Here is a 15,972-nt window from a genome sequence, read left to right as displayed (position 1 = left end):
CGGGCAAATTACAAGTTATCATGATTAGCCGTGGCCACATACTTACGCCATTTATCTAATACCGATACAAAATCAGCCGGTAAGGGTGCCTCAAAGCTCACCTGCTTTTTTTGTGTAGGATGCTTAAACCCTAATGATTGCGCGTGCAGCGCCTGGCGGGGCATCATGGCAAAACAATTATCAACAAATTGCTTGTATTTGGTAAAAACGGTACCCTTTAATATTTTATCACCTCCGTAAGTAGCATCGCTGAATAAGGGGTGCCCTATATGCTTCATGTGCGCGCGTATCTGGTGGGTGCGCCCGGTTTCAAGCTGGCATTCTATCAGCGTAACATAGCCTAAACGCTCTAATACCTTGTAGTGCGTTACCGACCATTTACCTTTTTCCTCGTCATCATATACGCTCATAACGCGCCTGTCGCTATGGCTGCGGCCAATATATCCGGTAACGGTGCCGTCCTCGGCAATATCGCCCCAAACAAGGGCAATGTACCTCCGGTAAATGGTATGGTCAAAAAACTGTTTGGCCAGATAGTTCATGGAGCGCTCATTTTTGCTGATCACCAGCAAGCCCGAGGTATCCTTATCAATACGGTGTATCAGGCCCGGGCGGCCGTCGTTACCCGGCATGGTTGGCAGTTGCTGAAAGTGATGTACCAGCGCGTTAACCAGGGTACCTGTATAATTATTATAACCTGGATGAACCACCATGCCCGGTTCTTTGTTCACTATCAGCACGTCATCATCCTCGTAAACAATATTAATAGGCAGGTCCTCAGGGTAAACCTCGGTATCGCGCGGCGGATGCGGCAACACTACCGATATAACATCCAGCGGCTTAACCTTATAGCTCGATTTAATAGGCTTATCATTAACAAGCACGTTACCCAGGTCAATAGCGTTTTGTATGCGGTTGCGTGAGGCGTTCTCAACACGGTGCATCAAAAACTTATCAATACGCAACAGCGATTGACCTTTATCAACCACTATGCGCAGGTGTTCGTACAAATCCTGCTCTTCCTGTTCTATGAGTTCTATATCTTCGGCCATTTGCGCAAAAGTAAGCCTTTTTTAACGATAATGTTACTTGTTCATTTTTGGGATAATGTAACCTTAAAGTTTATGTTACCGTAAAATTAAGTGTTTATTTAACCAATTATCTTAACCATCATCACATGAAAGAAGAATTTACGATCTCTGTATCAGAAGATTATTTGAGCAAATTATTGAACAAAAAAACCGGTGCAGAGGATTTCATTAAAGGTATTTTCCTGGATGAGGAAAACAATGAAGTATTACAAACCAGTTGCCTTTATTACCGCTACGATACAAGCGATCTGCCTGAAATATCTCACGTTTTGATAGATGAAGTAAGTTTTGACCTGAAGAGTTTAGCAGGTACCATGCTTTGCAGTTTTGCGCTTGAGCATTCTTACCACTCTAATAAACACAACATGTACCAAGAGGATCAGGTTAAATGGTACTTTACCATTGATAAGGCCCGACTGATAATACAGTTTGTTGGCGAAGAATAATATTTATTTACGCTGATGTATCTGAGCTTTTTGGTACAAATAACGGTTTGTATGGCTAATATTGCATACGGTTAAGCCGTATGCAATATGATGAATTTGGATCTGGATATATTTAGTCCGCTACAACAGGTAAAGCTGCCCTTATTTACTGAATATGGTGTTGAGGTATTTATAAAGCGCGACGATATGATCCATCCGCTTATATCTGGCAATAAGTGGCGTAAGTTAAAATATTTACTCAGGCGCGCGCAAGCCGAAAAAAAACACCACCTGGTTACCTTTGGCGGTGCCTACTCCAATCATTTATTGGCAACGGCTGCCGCAGCGGCAAAATTCGGGTTTAAGGCTACAGGCTTTGTGCGCGGCGAAGAGGTGGAGAATGATACCCTTTTTTTATGCCGCCTGCATGGTATGCAACTAATATTTACTGATCGTGAAAGCTATCGTGATAAAAACGCACTTTTTGACCGCCATTTTGCAAATGATAAAGATGCCATATTTATTGACGAAGGCGGCGCATCGCCCGAAGCCGCATTAGGTTGCAGCGAACTGGTTGATGAACTACCCTTTACCTTTAACCATTTGTTTTGCGCTTGCGGTACCGGCACTACGGCGGCAGGCATTATTAATGGCTTACAAAAACATAAGCTTGATACCGAATTTCATGCGATAGCGGCCTTAAAAGGCGCTGAGTTTTTAAGGGCTGATATTGATAAATATCTTGATAACCCGGCGCCATACCACCTGCATACCCAATACCACTTTGGCGGCTACGCCAAAACCACACCCGAACTTATTGAATTTGTAAAATTATTCACTTCACAAACCGGTATCATGATAGAGCCTGTGTATACCGGGAAGATGATATATGCTTTGTTTGATATGATAAGGCAGGCAAAGTTTACTCCGGGCAGCCGTATACTTGCCATACACTCCGGCGGCTTAATGGGCATATTGGGGATGAAAAATAAGTTCTGAAACCGTGTACCATATCATCATCCGGTATAAAATACAGGTTTAAACAATTTAAACTTACTTTTTAAGCTATCGGTTCAAAAACCGCTTAAATTTCATTATTTAGCCCTTTTTAGTAAGTTTGCTTATAAACCTACTAAGTTATGTATCATTTAGAAGTACCTCCTGAAAACGTGCACAACGTTTTGGCTAAACATATTCTGGCCGATGGTTTCGACCTTACTTTTGATATGGAAAAAAGCCGGGGCGTGCATATTTACGACTCAAAAAATAAGCGCACACTCCTTGACTTTTTTTCCTGCTTCGCCTCTGTTCCTTTAGGATATAACCACCCCAAGATGCTGGGCGATGAGGAGTTTAAAAAGAACCTGCTGTTGGCCGCGCTTACCAACCCATCAAACTCGGATATTTATACAGAGCAATACGCCCAGTTTGTAAGCACTTTTGCCCGCGTTGGTATACCCGATTACCTGCCGCATGCCTTCTTTATTTCGGGAGGCGCGCTGGCTATTGAAAATGCCTTAAAGGCGGCAATGGACTGGAAGGTACAAAAAAACTTTGCCCGTGGTTATACACATGAAAAAGGCCACAAGGTACTGCATTTTGAACATGCTTTTCACGGCCGTTCGGGCTATACGCTTAGCCTTACCAACACCCAGGCGGTAAAAACCAAATGGTTTGCTAAGTTTGATTGGCCGAGGGTATCATTTCCGTATGTTACCTACCCGCTTACTGATGCCGCTATAGATGGTGTTTTGGAGCGTGAAGCGGCTTCGGTAGCGCAAATACGCAAGGCTTTTGAAGATAATAAGGATGATATATGCGCTATAATTGTTGAACCTGTACAAGCCGAGGGCGGCGACAACCATATGCGTAAGGAGTTTGCCGAACAATTGCGCCGGCTTGCCGACGAGTACGAAGCCCTGCTGATATACGATGAAGTGCAAACAGGGGTTGGCCTCACAGGCAAATTTTGGTGCCACGAGCATTTTGGAGAAAACGCCCGGCCTGACATTATAGCCTTTGGTAAAAAGATGCAGATATGCGGCATCCTTGCCGGCTCCCGTATTGACGAGGTGGAGCATAATACGTTCAATACCTCATCGCGGCTAAACTCTACCTGGGGCGGCAGCCTTACCGATATGGTGCGCGCCACCAAGATACTGGAGATCATTGAAGAAGATGACCTATGCGGCCATGCGGCTAATGTGGGCGGTTATTTGCAGGAACAACTGACCCGTATTGCCGAAAAAACGTCTGCAATCAGCAACATACGCGGCAAGGGATTACTTACCGCCTTTGATTTTCCGGACCAGGAAACCCGGAATGATTTTTTACAACAAGGGCTTGACCATGATGTGATGTTTTTAGGTTGCGGTGAGCGTACCATACGCTTCAGGCCATCGTTAATCATTCAACAAAACGATATTGACAAAGGCTTACAAGTGCTCGAAAAAATATGTAGCCACATATAATATTAGTGTAATAATATTGCTACAAGCGCCTTTTTGATACTAAAAAGGCGCTTTTTTTGTGTTAAAAATACTATAATCGTTACAACACGTTATTTAACAGGTATTATTACTATCCAACAAAGCGGGATAATATAAAAATGTAGTGATACCCTTGCTTTTTAAAGTAGTACTGACTAAAAAAGATCTATCCTGTCATGAACAAACAAATGGAGAAATTGAAAAAACAACTCGCCGAAATTTCGGAGGTTGTGAATACATTTAAATCAGAGGCCGTGCAGGTAAAAATTGCCGAAAAGCTGTTCGATGTTCTTATTGATGCGGATAGGTTTGAAGATGGCGATCTGAGCAAACGTGCTCAACGTTTCAGGGCCGATGGCGAAACTACCGGCCTGGTCCGCAAAAAGCCGGGCGCTACCCGTGTACTCAACCAGTTGCTTGCTACAGATTTTTTTGATGTGCCGCGTTCTATATCCTCAATAGCCAACTATTGTAAAGAAAATTACGATTCGGACTTTAAAACCTCCGAACTATCAGGCATCCTGCTAAAACTGGTGAACGAGGATAAGCTTCGCCGTGAGAAAAGCCGGGATAACAATCGCTTTGATTACGTTAAGGCCTGAGCCCTAACGTAAATTAAACAGGTTATCAACCCCTAATATTTTAGCGGAGGTAAAACCTTCAGCATATTTAACACCCATATTTTTACCAAATTCAAGCGCGCGCGCTTCAACAACCTTAATAAAATCAGGCGATGAAATGTAGGTTTGCGGCTCATTAGGATCCCAATCCGGGTTATGAAACTGCGAGCCAAAAGCCATTACGCTTTTAACCTTTGTATCCCAGTATTCAGTAATATCTATCACAATATCGGGCTCAATATACCTGTCTTGTATAAAATGCAGCAACAGGTTAGGGCGCCATACATCCTGTAATTCACCCCCATTAAAAGTTTCGATACGGCGTAAGCCCGAAAGAAAAACAGATGCCTCTACCAGTTGATTGGCACGGCCATGATCGGGGTGGCGATCATGATAAGCATTGGTGATGATGATCTCGGGCTGATACTTACGTATGGCCTCGATAACTTTAAGCTGATACTCTTTGGTGTTCTGAAAAAATCCGTCAGGTATCTCCAGGTTCTCGCGTACGGCAAGGCCCAATATTTCGGCGGATGCGGCAGCTTCTGCGGCGCGTATCTCGGCGGTACCGCGTGTGCCCAGTTCGCCAAGTGTTAAATCAACAATACCTGCTTTTTTGCCCATGGCAATATGTTTAAGCAAGGTACCGGCACAACCTAATTCAGCATCGTCCGGGTGTACAGACAATACCAGTATATCTAATTTCAACATATATTTATAGTTTACCGGCCTCTAATAACCGGGTTATTTTTTTGCGGATCTTTGATGATGTGGGATTAGTGAACGGGTAAAAAAAGTCGACCACCCGGCCGGTTCGGTCAACCAGGTATTTATGGAAGTTCCATTTAGGGGTTGAACTTAAAACGCCATTCTGCTTTTTATCGGCCAAAAACTTAAACAGGGGGTGCGCATAGGGGCCGCGTACACGCAGCTTGTCAAAAACCATGTAGTTAGGTATGTTCACTTCGCAAAATTCACTTAGTGCCTGGCCTTCGAGGGGCTCCTGCTTGCCAAAATCATTGGATGGAAAGGCAAGTATCTCAAAATCCTGTCCGGCAAATTCTTGTTTTAAGGCAGCCAGATCTTTTAACTGCGGGGTAAAGCCACATTGCGACGCGGTATTAACGATCAGCAGCACCTTATTTTTAAAAGCTGATAAATTTAACTGATCGCCGTTAAGCTTTTGTATATCGTACTGGTAAATGGTGTTCTCGGTCATTTTAATAATAAGCCCTGTCGTATCCGGATGCGCGGATAACCTCCTCAATGTCCCTTTCAACTTCAGGGTCATATTCTTGTTTTAAATTATGCCCAAAAATTCGCGCTACGGATTGCATCATAAAGGCATTAAGCCCACCTTTTAACTCCTTGAGCATGGCATAACTGCTGTTACCCGTTTCACGGTCAATCAGTTTTATCAGTACCTCGCCCTGGCTAATGGTCATGTTCTTTATCTCGCGGTTAAACAGGTCTTTTATCTGCTTTTCGCAAGCCTTAACAAGTTCCTTTTGTTTCTTTTTGTCGGATGTTAATGCAAGGTCGCGCTGTAACTGGCGATACCTCTCGCCGGCATAGCGGGCGTATGGCATAACCTTCATTACATTATAACGCAAGCGTTTGTATTTCAGGCGATCTTCTTCGCTGGCAAATATACGGGTGTCAACTATCTTAATGTCGGGCAAAACAATCCATGGCATCAGCTCACCATTATTTTCGGTAAGGTAAGTTTTGATGGTATCGTTTTTGCCGATCACCATTTGCGGTTTGGCACTATCAGTTTGCGCTGCTACCAGCATGGGTAAACAACAACAAAACGATGACAGTATAAAACCGATAAATTTCATATATTTACTTGTATGCAAAATTAGTGCAATTTTTCAGGTAATTGGTTATTACCCGCAATTTACAATTTTTGTTACAAAATAATTATAAATACTTACACTGCAAGGCTATACATGAAAGATTTGGTGATTGACCTGGAAGCTGAGAAAAAGGAGATACTAAAACGTTACCGGGCATTGCTGCGTGCCAGCAAATCAACCCTGCAAAAGGGTGATAAGCGCATGATACGCAAGGCCTTTGATATGGCTCTTGAAAGCCATAAGGATATGCGCCGCAAATCAGGCGAGCCCTATATATACCACCCTATAGCGGTAGCGCAAATAGCTGCCGAGGAGATAGGTTTGGGCACCACATCCATTGTATGCGCCCTGCTGCATGATGTGGTTGAGGATACTGATGTACAACTGGATGATATTGAGCGCGAGTTTGGTAAAAAAGTAGCCAAGATAATTGATGGGCTTACCAAAATTTCGGGCGTGTTTGATACCAACAGTTCATTACAGGCCGAGAATTTTCGTAAGATGCTGCTTACCCTGGCCGATGATGTTAGGGTGATACTGATAAAACTGGCTGACCGGCTGCACAACATGCGCACCATGGAATTTATGCCGCGGGATAAGCAGCTTAAATTATCATCAGAAACGGTATACCTATATGCCCCCCTCGCCCACCGCCTGGGTTTATATGCTATAAAATCTGAACTGGAAGACCTCTCTATGAAATACATGGAGAAGGATACCTACCAGCTTATTAAGCGCAAGCTAAACGAGAAAAAGGCCGAGCGCGAAAAATTTATCCGCGATTTTATCGAACCTGTTAAAAAAACGCTTGAAGGGCAGGGATTACATGCTGATATTTTTGGCAGGCCAAAATCTATACACTCCATCTGGAACAAGATGAAAAAAAAGGCCATTCCTTTTGAGGAGGTATATGACCTGTTTGCCATCCGCATTATATTGGACAGCACGCCTGAAAATGAAAAATCAGACTCGTGGAAGGCATATTCAATAGTTACTGACCTGTACCGCCCCAACCCTGACCGTCTGCGCGATTGGATATCATCGCCAAAGGCAAACGGTTATGAATCATTACACACTACGGTAATGGGGCCGCGAGGCCAATGGGTGGAGGTGCAGATACGTACCACCCGCATGAATGAGATTGCCGAGAAAGGTTTTGCCGCGCATTGGAAGTACAAGGAATCAAGCAGCGATAGCGGGCTTGACCAATGGGTAACCAAGGTACGCGAGCTGTTAAAGAACCCTGACTCGAACGCGCTCGACTTTATTGACGACTTTAAGATGAACCTCTTTTCGGACGAGATTTTCATCTTTACCCCGAAAGGCGCGCTTATACAATTACCGCTGAACGCCACCGCGCTTGATTTTGCTTTTGAGATACATACTGACGTTGGCGCGAGCTGTATTGGCGCTAAGGTGAACCATAAGCTGGTACCGCTTAACTATAAACTGCAAAACGGCGATCAGGTGGAGATCATCACCTCGGGCAAGCAAACGCCTAAAGAGGATTGGCTTAACTTTGTGGTTACCGCGAAGGCTAAAGCCAAAATAAAATCGGCCCTTAAAGAGGAAAAACGCAAAATTGCCGAGGATGGCAAGGAGATACTTGAGCGCAAACTGAAATCGCTCAAGATAACCTACAACTCCGACAACCTGCATAAGCTGAGCTATTATTTTAAACTACTATCAACCCAGGACCTGTTTTACAATGTAGCCAAAGGCCTGATTGACATGAAGGACCTGAAGGAGTACCAGGCATCTGAAAAGGTGATCGAAAACAAACCGCAGGATAAGATAGAGGCCGACCAGGTGCAAAACCTGATCAAGAGCATAAAAACCAAAGACAGCGATATGCTGCTGATCGGTGAGGATATGCAGAAGATTGACTACAAGCTGGCCAACTGCTGCAACCCTATACCCGGTGATGATGTTTTTGGGTTTATCACAGTGAGCGAAGGTATAAAGATACACCGCACCAACTGCCCTAACGCCGCTAAACTTATGGCAAACTATGGCTACCGGATTGTGAAAGCCCGTTGGACAAACCAGCAGGAACTGGCATTTTTAACCGGTTTGCGTATACGCGGTATTGATGATGTAGGCTTGATCAACAAACTGACCACCGTAATATCAAATGATTTTAAGGTAAACATGCGCTCCATCACGGTTGATAGCGACAACGGTATTTTTGAAGGCTCGATAATGGTTTATGTAAATGACACCCAACATCTTGAAGATCTGGTTAAGAAGCTTAAACAGGTGCGCGGTGTAACCTCGGTTGATCGTTTTGACTCGGTTGCCGAAAAAGCGGTGAGTTAGTGATTGGTGGAGATTAGTGATTTGTATTAGAATGTCGGCTTAGCATTTAGGCTTTGAAGCTTTTCCCTTCTGATTTTCAATTCAAAATCATAATTATATACTAATCTCTAATAACTAACCACTAATCACCTTTTATTAATACCTTTACTTTTTATTTTACTGCACTACTAAATTTATGCCCCAACAGGAAACTATAGCACTGGTAAAAAAGATATTCGAGGCCTATCTTGAAAATAAAAGCCTGCGCAAAACACCTGAGCGCTTCGCCATACTGGAAGAGATATATTCGCGTAATGACCATTTTGATGTGGAATCACTATATATCCACATGAAAAATAAAAAGTACCGCGTTAGCCGCGCTACGGTTTACAACACCTTAGAGCTGCTGGTATCATGCGATTTGGTTACCAAACACCAGTTTGGTAAAAACATGGCCCAATTTGAAAAATCATACGGCTTTAAGCAGCACGACCACATTATTTGTATTGACTGCGGCAAGGTGGTTGAATTTTGCGATCCGCGCATACAGCAGATACAAAGCATGATGGGCGATATCCTAAAATTTGAGATAAAACACCACTCGCTTAACCTGTACGGAAATTGTGTTAAATTAAAAGAAGGTGTTTGTGACAGAAAAGTTTAACTTTGCCGCCTTTCACACAATATTGCAATTTAAATAATGGCTGTTGATGTTTTATTAGGCCTCCAATGGGGCGACGAAGGTAAAGGTAAGATAGTTGACGTACTAAGCGCCGAATATGATCTTATAGCGCGTTTTCAGGGCGGCCCCAATGCCGGCCATACGCTGGAGTTTGATGGTAAAAAGTTTGTATTGAACACCATACCGTCAGGCATTTTCTTTGATAACACCCTTAACCTGATAGGTAACGGTGTAGTTATTGACCCTATAACCCTTAAAAAGGAACTTGATAAGTTAAAAGATGCCGGGCATGACCTGCTGGCGAAAAAAAACCTGGTGATCGCTAAAAAAGCGCACCTAATATTGCCTACCCACCAATTGCTTGATGCCGCGTCAGAAAAAAAGATGGGCGAAGGCAAAATTGGTTCAACGCTTAAAGGTATTGGCCCTACTTATATGGACAAAACCGGTCGTAACGGTCTGCGTATAGGTGACATTACCTTGCCTGATTTTAAAGAACGTTACGACAAACTGGTTGAAAAACATAAATCAATGCTGCAATCACTTTACGGCGATGTGGCTGATTTCAGCGAGCGTGAACAAGCATTTTTTGAAGCCATTGATCTGATTAAACAGTTTGAATTGGTTGACTCGGAGCACTTGGTTAACAACTATATTAAACAAGGCAAAAAAGTACTGGCCGAAGGTGCACAAGGCGCCATGCTTGATATTGATTTTGGCTCATATCCATTTGTTACCTCATCAAACACTACCGCCGCCGGCGCTTGTACCGGTTTAGGTATAGCACCTAAAGAGATTGGTGATGTAATTGGTATTTTTAAAGCTTATTGCACTCGTGTTGGTGGCGGCCCGTTCCCAACTGAACTGCACGACGAAACCGGCGAAGAGCTGCGTAAAATAGGCCATGAATTTGGCGCTACTACCGGCAGGCCACGCCGTACAGGCTGGATTGATCTGCCTGCTTTAAAATACGCCATTATGCTTAACGGTGTTACCCAACTGGTAATGACCAAGGCCGATGTATTAAGCGGTTTTGAGAAGATATATGCCTGCACGCATTATGACTATGCAGATGAAATTATTGACTACATGCCGTATGATATTTGTACTATTGAGCCGAAACCTGTTTTAAAGGAAATTGACGGCTGGCACGAGGATATTACCGGCATTACCGAGCTTGACCAAATACCTGCCAAGCTGGCCTCTTACATCGATTTTCTGGAAGCAGAATTAGGTGTTCCCGTTAAATATCTTTCTGTTGGCCCTGATAGAGTGCAAACATTAGTTTTACACCAGGACTAAGACATAAATAAATTCAGATATACTCAAAGGCCGGTTAATCCGGCCTTTTGTTTTTACTATTTTTGCATAGTGATTATCACACTCAAAAATCCCGAAGAATTTAAGCAGAAAGCATTTGCATGGGCTGATGGTTTTGATGTGGCCTGCTGCTTAAATTCAAATAATTTTACGGATAAATACGGCAAGTTTGAAGCGCTGATAGCGGCAGGCGTAAAAGATGAATTAACCGCCGATACAGGCAAAGCTTTTGAGCATTTAGATCAATTCAGGCAAAAGCATCAGTGTTGGGTAACCGGCTTTTTCGGGTATGATCTGAAAAATGAGGTGGAAAGTTTGTCATCAATCAATTCTGACGGATTACGCTTTCCGGATCTTTACTTTTTTGCGCCAAAGCACCTTATAATCATAAGAGGTATTGAGGCCGAGATAATCAGTGATGAGCCGGATACTATATTAAAAAATATCGAACAGGCATCAATACACTCAACCGATCAACCGGTATCAGCTCATATAAAAGCCCGTTTCAGCAAGGAGGAATACCTGCAAACGGCCAACAGAATTAAGCAGCACATAGCCCGCGGGGATATTTATGTAACTAACTTTTGCCAGGAGTTTTATGCTGAGAATACTACGATCGATCCGCTTAGCATATATAATAAACTAAACAGTATCTCCCCTAACCCGTTCTCGTCATACTTTAAGCTGAGAGATAAATACATTGTATGCGCCTCGCCGGAACGGTTTATGGCCAGGCGTGGTGATAAACTCATATCACAACCCATAAAGGGCACTGCAAAACGCAGCGATAACCCTGCCGAGGATGAGGCCAAAAAAGCGTCATTAAAGCAACACACCAAGGAACTGCAAGAGAATGTAATGATCGTGGATCTGGTACGTAATGACCTGACCCGCTCAGCCAAACAGGGTACTGTTAAAACCGAGGAGCTGTTTGGGCTGTACAGCTTTAAACAGGTGCATCAAATGATCTCGACAGTGGTGTGCGAAAAGAATAAAGCCATCAGCGATGTGCAGGCCATAAAAAACACCTTTCCGATGGGCAGCATGACCGGCGCACCCAAAGTAAGCGCCATGCAATTGATGGAACAATATGAACGCAGTAAACGCGGTGTATACTCGGGCGCTATAGGCTATTTTAGCGCTGATGGTGATTTTGATTTTAATGTAGTAATACGTACGCTGCTATACAATGCATCAACTCAATATCTCTCCTTTCAAACCGGCAGCGCCATAACCTTTAATGCCGATGCGGAGCAGGAATATGAAGAATGTTTGTTAAAGGCTAAGGCTATTTTGGAAGTATTAGGGAGATAATATGTATTAAGTTATTTTGGAATGAATTGCTTATTTTTGATAGACACAAATTAAGAAAACAACATGTCATTACAATATATATCAGATGAAGCGGGTAATGATATCGCAGTAGTAATACCTATTGCTGAGTGGAATGAGATAAAGTCCCGTCATAGCGACCTTAACGATCTGTCATCACCTAAAACCAACATTCCTGCACCCAAAAAAAATATCTCAGATTTTATTGGAGCCTTATCTAAAGATGCTGCCAGGCAAATTAATTCAGATATTGAAAAAAGCCGTAACGAATGGGAAAAGTGAAATTAGCACAACCCAAAATCTATCTTGTTGATAGTAACGTTTTGATTGATTACATAGGTGGACTGCTACCAAAAGAGAGTGAAAATTTCATAACTGATATTTTAGAGAACGGCTTTAATATATCTATAATAACAAAAATTGAAGTCCTGGGACATCCTTCGTCGACTGATACTTTGAATAGTTTTATTGATCAAAGTAATATTTGGGGATTGACTGAAAAGGTGACAGCTCAAACCATTTATTTGCGTAAACGATACAAAATAAAGCTTCCTGATGCTATAATTGCTTCAACAGCCATAGTAAATGATGCCATTTTGGTTACACGCAATATCAAAGATTTCGAGATTATAAAAGAGGTTTTAACGGTAGACCCTTATAACATATAGTTTATTTGTTATTTTTAATAACCGAATTAATCAGCACTCGCGTTGCAGCCCTGACACTGATCTCCGATCCCTCAGCAAAAAATACCGAATATGGTTTAACCGTCAAAAACGGCTCAAAGGCTTGGCCGTATAGTTCTTTAACATCGGCCTCAAAAACAAAATCAGTAACCTTGCCTACATGCCAGGGCACATGCTCCACCTGGTACTCCATGGAATTTACATCGCTACGGCGGTTGTAGCCCCAATAGTGTTCTAATATAAATTCTTCGGCACTACCCGGCAACATTGGTGCAAAATCAGTATTTACGGTTGCGCCAAGTTTGTTCCATCTGCCATTAAGTTTCCATTCATAAAGATATGATGTATGGTTGGCATCAACCGCCGTAATTTTATGCCTCATGGGCAAACGGCGGTAATGCTCCTTGTACAGCGTATTAGCAATCAGTGGTATCATTGCCTTCGGCACTATCTCACTTACAAAAACAGTTCCGCGCTTCCACTCAGTACCGTCAAAGTGGCGCACATAAAAACGCAGGTTTACCTCTTCAAAATTTATATGTCCCGGCCACTTTACACCCAGCACACGCGTATCTAAAAACAGAAAGCCTACCATGCTCACCAAGCATTTGCCCTGCCATAGGTCAAGCTCGGTAGCGGCGGGTAAATATGGTTTCAATATTTCATGATCGACCTCGTAATTGATCATTACAAGGTTTTTCCAGGTGGCAGTAAGAAATTTAATTTTAGCCATTATAAAAAATCCCGCTTTTTGAGGGCGGGATATATGATTGTTATTTCTTATAATACTTCATCGCTTCCGGTATGCGGTTCTGTATGTTGCGGATACGGGTAGCATCCGAAGGGTGAGTGCTCAAAAACTCGGGTGGAGCGCCGCCTGCTTGTTTTGATGCAGCCATACGTTGCCAAAAAGCGACAGCCTCATTTGGGTCATAACCCGCCATTGACATAAAGATCAGACCAAGCCTGTCAGCCTCTGATTCGTTATCGCGTGAGTATTTTAGCATAGCCAACTGGCCGCCTACGCCATATAATTGCCCAACTATAGCCTGTGTTGCCTGAGATTGGCCACCGGTTGCCGCGCCTACTACAGCACCACCAGCCTGGGCAGCCATTTGTTTTGACATTTGCTCGGCCGAGTGGCGGGCTATGGCGTGGGCAATTTCGTGGCCCATTACTACGGCCAAACCGGCATCAGTTTTGGTTACCGGCAATATACCGCTGTATACAGCCACCTTACCACCCGGCATACACCAGGCATTTATTTCAGGGCTTTGTATGAGGTTAAATTCCCATTTAAAGTTATACTGATCGGCGTAACCATTATCTTTTAAATATTTCTCGATAGCTACAGCAAGCCTGCCGCCTATTGTTTTAATGCGCTGCGCATCACTTGTACCACTAATCACTTTTGTTTTCGGATCGGAAAGTAGTTGCTGATAGCTTTGTGCCGCTGCCTGGTTAATCTGGTCATCACTTACAAGGCTAAGCTGTTTACGGCCGGTAAGCGGTACAGTTGAACACGAATAAGCAACAATACCTACAACTAAGGCAAGCATTGCAATTGGTTTAAATGGTTTCATAGAGTTTAAGTGACTTTTTTTTTAAATAAATTAACTTTCGACTCCTTGCCTTTTAATAAGCGTTCGATATTTTTTTGATGTGTTACCAGTACCAGCAAACAAATGCACATGCCATAAATAATGACCGATTTTATATACACCGGAAAAATGAACGCTACACCGATGGGATAAGTAAAACCGGCAATTATTGAGCTTAATGACACATATTTGGTTATTAGCAGCACAACAATAAATACCACTACGCAAAGCAGGGCCGCGTGCAGGTTTATAGCCAATATCATTCCAAACAGTGTGGCCACGCCTTTGCCGCCCCTAAAACCGGCAAATACCGGGAACAAATGGCCCATTACCGCGGCTATGCCCAGGGCAAGCGCGTAATTGGTAAACGCTACTGAATTATACGGGCCTGTGGTTGATACCCCAATAAGATAGGCAAGATTAGTGGCTGTCCATCCTTTCAGTATATCAATAAGCATTACGGGGATGCCCGCCTGCTTACCCAATACCCTGAAGGTATTGGTTGCACCGGCATTGCCGCTGCCATACTCACGTACATCAATACCGTAAAATGATAAACCTATCCAAACAGCCGTTGGTATAGACCCGCAAAGGTAAGCCAGTATAAGTGCTGTAATTGAATAAATGGATATCATATACCCGCTGTGTGAATAAAGTTATTAAACGTAAAGTTTATTATCATCTATTTAACTGCTTTTAAGCTAAGGTCGAGGCTTTTTACTGAATGTGTTAGCGCACCCATTGATATGTAATCAACACCACATGCCGCGTAATCACGCACATTATCAATAGTGATACCGCCTGATGCCTCGGTAATATACCTGCCGTTTATAATATTAACGGCTTGCTTTAATTCATCAAACTTAAAATTGTCAAGCAATATACGGTCAACACCGCCGGTTTGCAATACCTGCTCCAGCTCATCAATATTGCGCACCTCAATTTCAATGGCCAGTTTTTTATGGGTAGCCGTGTACTCAAGCGCGTTTTCAATGGCAGCCCTTATCCCTCCCGAGTAATCAACATGATTATCCTTGATCAGTATCATATCATACAAACCAAACCTGTGATTAACGCCGCCGCCAATACGTACGGCCCATTTTTCGAGATAACGCAGGCCGGGGGTAGTTTTTCGGGTATCGAGCACTTTTGTGTTAGTTCCGCTCAGCAGATCAACTATCTGGCGGGTACGGGTGGCAATACCGCTCATGCGCTGCATACAGTTCAGTACCAGGCGCTCGGCAACCAGTATACTGTGCACACTGCCTTCAACCTCAAAAGCAATATCCTTTACTTTTATACTGTCGCCATCTTTTAAAAAGGTGCTTACTTTAAGCGTGGGGTCTACAATATTAAATATGTATAGCGCCAGTTCAACACCGGCTAAAATACCATCATCTTTAACCAGTAAACGGGCTTTGCCTGTGGTACCGGCCGGAATTGTGGCTAACGAGGTATGGTCGCCATCACCTACATCTTCCTGTAATGAGTTGACAATAAAGTCTTTGATCAGTTCCTTATCCAAATCTGCTTGTTTAATGCCCTCAAAAATAAGAACAATTGACA

The 15,972-nt window shown here is 43.1% G+C and carries 18 protein-coding genes; 10 read left to right on the top strand and 8 right to left on the bottom strand.

Annotated features, from left to right (window positions below; all coding sequences use genetic code 11):
* Positions 1-8: 8 nt before the first annotated feature.
* Positions 9-1,052, bottom strand: a complete 1,044-nt coding sequence (locus tag LJ707_RS08420; RefSeq protein WP_228950363.1) for an RluA family pseudouridine synthase — start codon at positions 1,050-1,052, stop codon at positions 9-11.
* 125 nt (positions 1,053-1,177) lie between these two features.
* On the opposite strand from LJ707_RS08420, the gene LJ707_RS08415 reads away from it, so the two are divergent.
* The 4 genes from LJ707_RS08415 (at position 1,178) to LJ707_RS08400 (ending at position 4,607) form a co-directional block, all read left to right on the top strand.
* Positions 1,178-1,537 (top strand): hypothetical protein, encoded by a 360-nt coding sequence (locus LJ707_RS08415; RefSeq protein ID WP_228950362.1) that lies wholly within the window; start codon positions 1,178-1,180, stop codon positions 1,535-1,537.
* An 87-nt stretch (positions 1,538-1,624) separates the two neighbouring features.
* Positions 1,625-2,515, top strand: coding sequence for a 1-aminocyclopropane-1-carboxylate deaminase/D-cysteine desulfhydrase (locus tag LJ707_RS08410; protein WP_370632384.1), 891 nt, complete (start codon positions 1,625-1,627; stop codon positions 2,513-2,515).
* Between the two features lie 140 nt (positions 2,516-2,655).
* Positions 2,656-3,987: an L-lysine 6-transaminase gene (gene lat, locus LJ707_RS08405; RefSeq protein WP_228950361.1), complete on the top strand. Its 1,332-nt coding sequence runs from the start codon at positions 2,656-2,658 to the stop codon at positions 3,985-3,987.
* 194 nt (positions 3,988-4,181) lie between these two features.
* The gene (locus LJ707_RS08400; RefSeq protein ID WP_228950360.1) at positions 4,182-4,607 is read left to right on the top strand and encodes a hypothetical protein; all 426 of its coding nucleotides are present in this window, start codon (positions 4,182-4,184) and stop codon (positions 4,605-4,607) included.
* Positions 4,608-4,610: 3 nt separating this feature from the next.
* Here LJ707_RS08400 and bshB1 read toward each other — a convergent pair whose 3' ends face one another.
* Genes bshB1 through LJ707_RS08385 form a run of 3 tightly spaced genes read right to left on the bottom strand, consistent with a single transcriptional unit; the run spans position 4,611 to position 6,469 of the window.
* Positions 4,611-5,333 (bottom strand): bacillithiol biosynthesis deacetylase BshB1, encoded by a 723-nt coding sequence (gene bshB1 / locus LJ707_RS08395; protein WP_228950772.1) that lies wholly within the window; start codon positions 5,331-5,333, stop codon positions 4,611-4,613.
* A gap of 7 nt (positions 5,334-5,340) precedes the next feature.
* Positions 5,341-5,844 carry a glutathione peroxidase gene (locus LJ707_RS08390; RefSeq protein WP_228950359.1) on the bottom strand — a complete coding sequence of 168 codons (504 nt, stop codon included), beginning with the start codon at positions 5,842-5,844 and terminating at the stop codon, positions 5,341-5,343.
* 1 nt (position 5,845) lies between these two features.
* A complete protein-coding gene (locus LJ707_RS08385; RefSeq protein WP_228950358.1) occupies positions 5,846-6,469 on the bottom strand; it encodes a DUF4294 domain-containing protein in 624 nt (207 codons plus the stop codon).
* A gap of 111 nt (positions 6,470-6,580) precedes the next feature.
* Here LJ707_RS08385 and LJ707_RS08380 point away from each other — a divergent pair, with 111 nt between their 5' ends.
* The 6 genes from LJ707_RS08380 to LJ707_RS08355 all read left to right on the top strand — a co-directional run bounded on the left by LJ707_RS08380 (position 6,581) and on the right by LJ707_RS08355 (position 12,787).
* Positions 6,581-8,806 carry a bifunctional (p)ppGpp synthetase/guanosine-3',5'-bis(diphosphate) 3'-pyrophosphohydrolase gene (locus tag LJ707_RS08380; protein WP_228950357.1) on the top strand — a complete coding sequence of 742 codons (2,226 nt, stop codon included), beginning with the start codon at positions 6,581-6,583 and terminating at the stop codon, positions 8,804-8,806.
* Positions 8,807-8,981: 175 nt separating this feature from the next.
* Complete coding sequence (locus LJ707_RS08375) at positions 8,982-9,449, top strand: Fur family transcriptional regulator (RefSeq protein WP_194101335.1); 468 nt, start codon at positions 8,982-8,984, stop codon at positions 9,447-9,449.
* A gap of 36 nt (positions 9,450-9,485) precedes the next feature.
* Positions 9,486-10,769, top strand: coding sequence for an adenylosuccinate synthase (locus LJ707_RS08370; protein ID WP_228950356.1), 1,284 nt, complete (start codon positions 9,486-9,488; stop codon positions 10,767-10,769).
* 69 nt (positions 10,770-10,838) lie between these two features.
* A complete protein-coding gene (locus LJ707_RS08365; RefSeq protein WP_370632383.1) occupies positions 10,839-12,101 on the top strand; it encodes an anthranilate synthase component I family protein in 1,263 nt (420 codons plus the stop codon).
* A gap of 63 nt (positions 12,102-12,164) precedes the next feature.
* Entirely contained in the window at positions 12,165-12,401 is a 237-nt protein-coding gene (locus LJ707_RS08360) for a hypothetical protein (RefSeq protein WP_228950355.1), read from the top strand.
* Complete coding sequence (locus tag LJ707_RS08355; RefSeq protein WP_228950354.1) at positions 12,389-12,787, top strand: type II toxin-antitoxin system VapC family toxin; 399 nt, start codon at positions 12,389-12,391, stop codon at positions 12,785-12,787. The genes LJ707_RS08360 and LJ707_RS08355 overlap by 13 nt, the downstream gene beginning before the upstream one ends.
* Before the next feature lies 1 nt (position 12,788).
* On the opposite strand, the gene LJ707_RS08350 is transcribed toward LJ707_RS08355, so the two are convergent.
* From LJ707_RS08350 to nadC, 4 genes are read right to left on the bottom strand one after another with little or no spacing between them, the layout of a single operon-like run.
* Positions 12,789-13,538, bottom strand: a complete 750-nt coding sequence (locus LJ707_RS08350; RefSeq protein WP_228950353.1) for a YqjF family protein — start codon at positions 13,536-13,538, stop codon at positions 12,789-12,791.
* A 40-nt stretch (positions 13,539-13,578) separates the two neighbouring features.
* Positions 13,579-14,364, bottom strand: a complete 786-nt coding sequence (locus LJ707_RS08345) for a M48 family metallopeptidase (protein WP_228950352.1) — start codon at positions 14,362-14,364, stop codon at positions 13,579-13,581.
* 29 nt (positions 14,365-14,393) lie between these two features.
* Positions 14,394-15,041, bottom strand: a complete 648-nt coding sequence (plsY, locus tag LJ707_RS08340) for a glycerol-3-phosphate 1-O-acyltransferase PlsY (protein WP_228950351.1) — start codon at positions 15,039-15,041, stop codon at positions 14,394-14,396.
* A gap of 47 nt (positions 15,042-15,088) precedes the next feature.
* A complete protein-coding gene (nadC, locus tag LJ707_RS08335) occupies positions 15,089-15,931 on the bottom strand; it encodes a carboxylating nicotinate-nucleotide diphosphorylase (protein WP_228950770.1) in 843 nt (280 codons plus the stop codon).
* Positions 15,932-15,972 lie beyond the last annotated feature (41 nt).

Origin of the sequence: Mucilaginibacter sp. UR6-1 (assembly GCF_020880975.1) — a bacterium.
Taxonomy (GTDB): Bacteria; Bacteroidota; Bacteroidia; order Sphingobacteriales; family Sphingobacteriaceae; genus Mucilaginibacter.
Note: the sequence above shows the minus strand (reverse complement) of the source record. Positions and strands in the feature narration are given on the sequence as shown.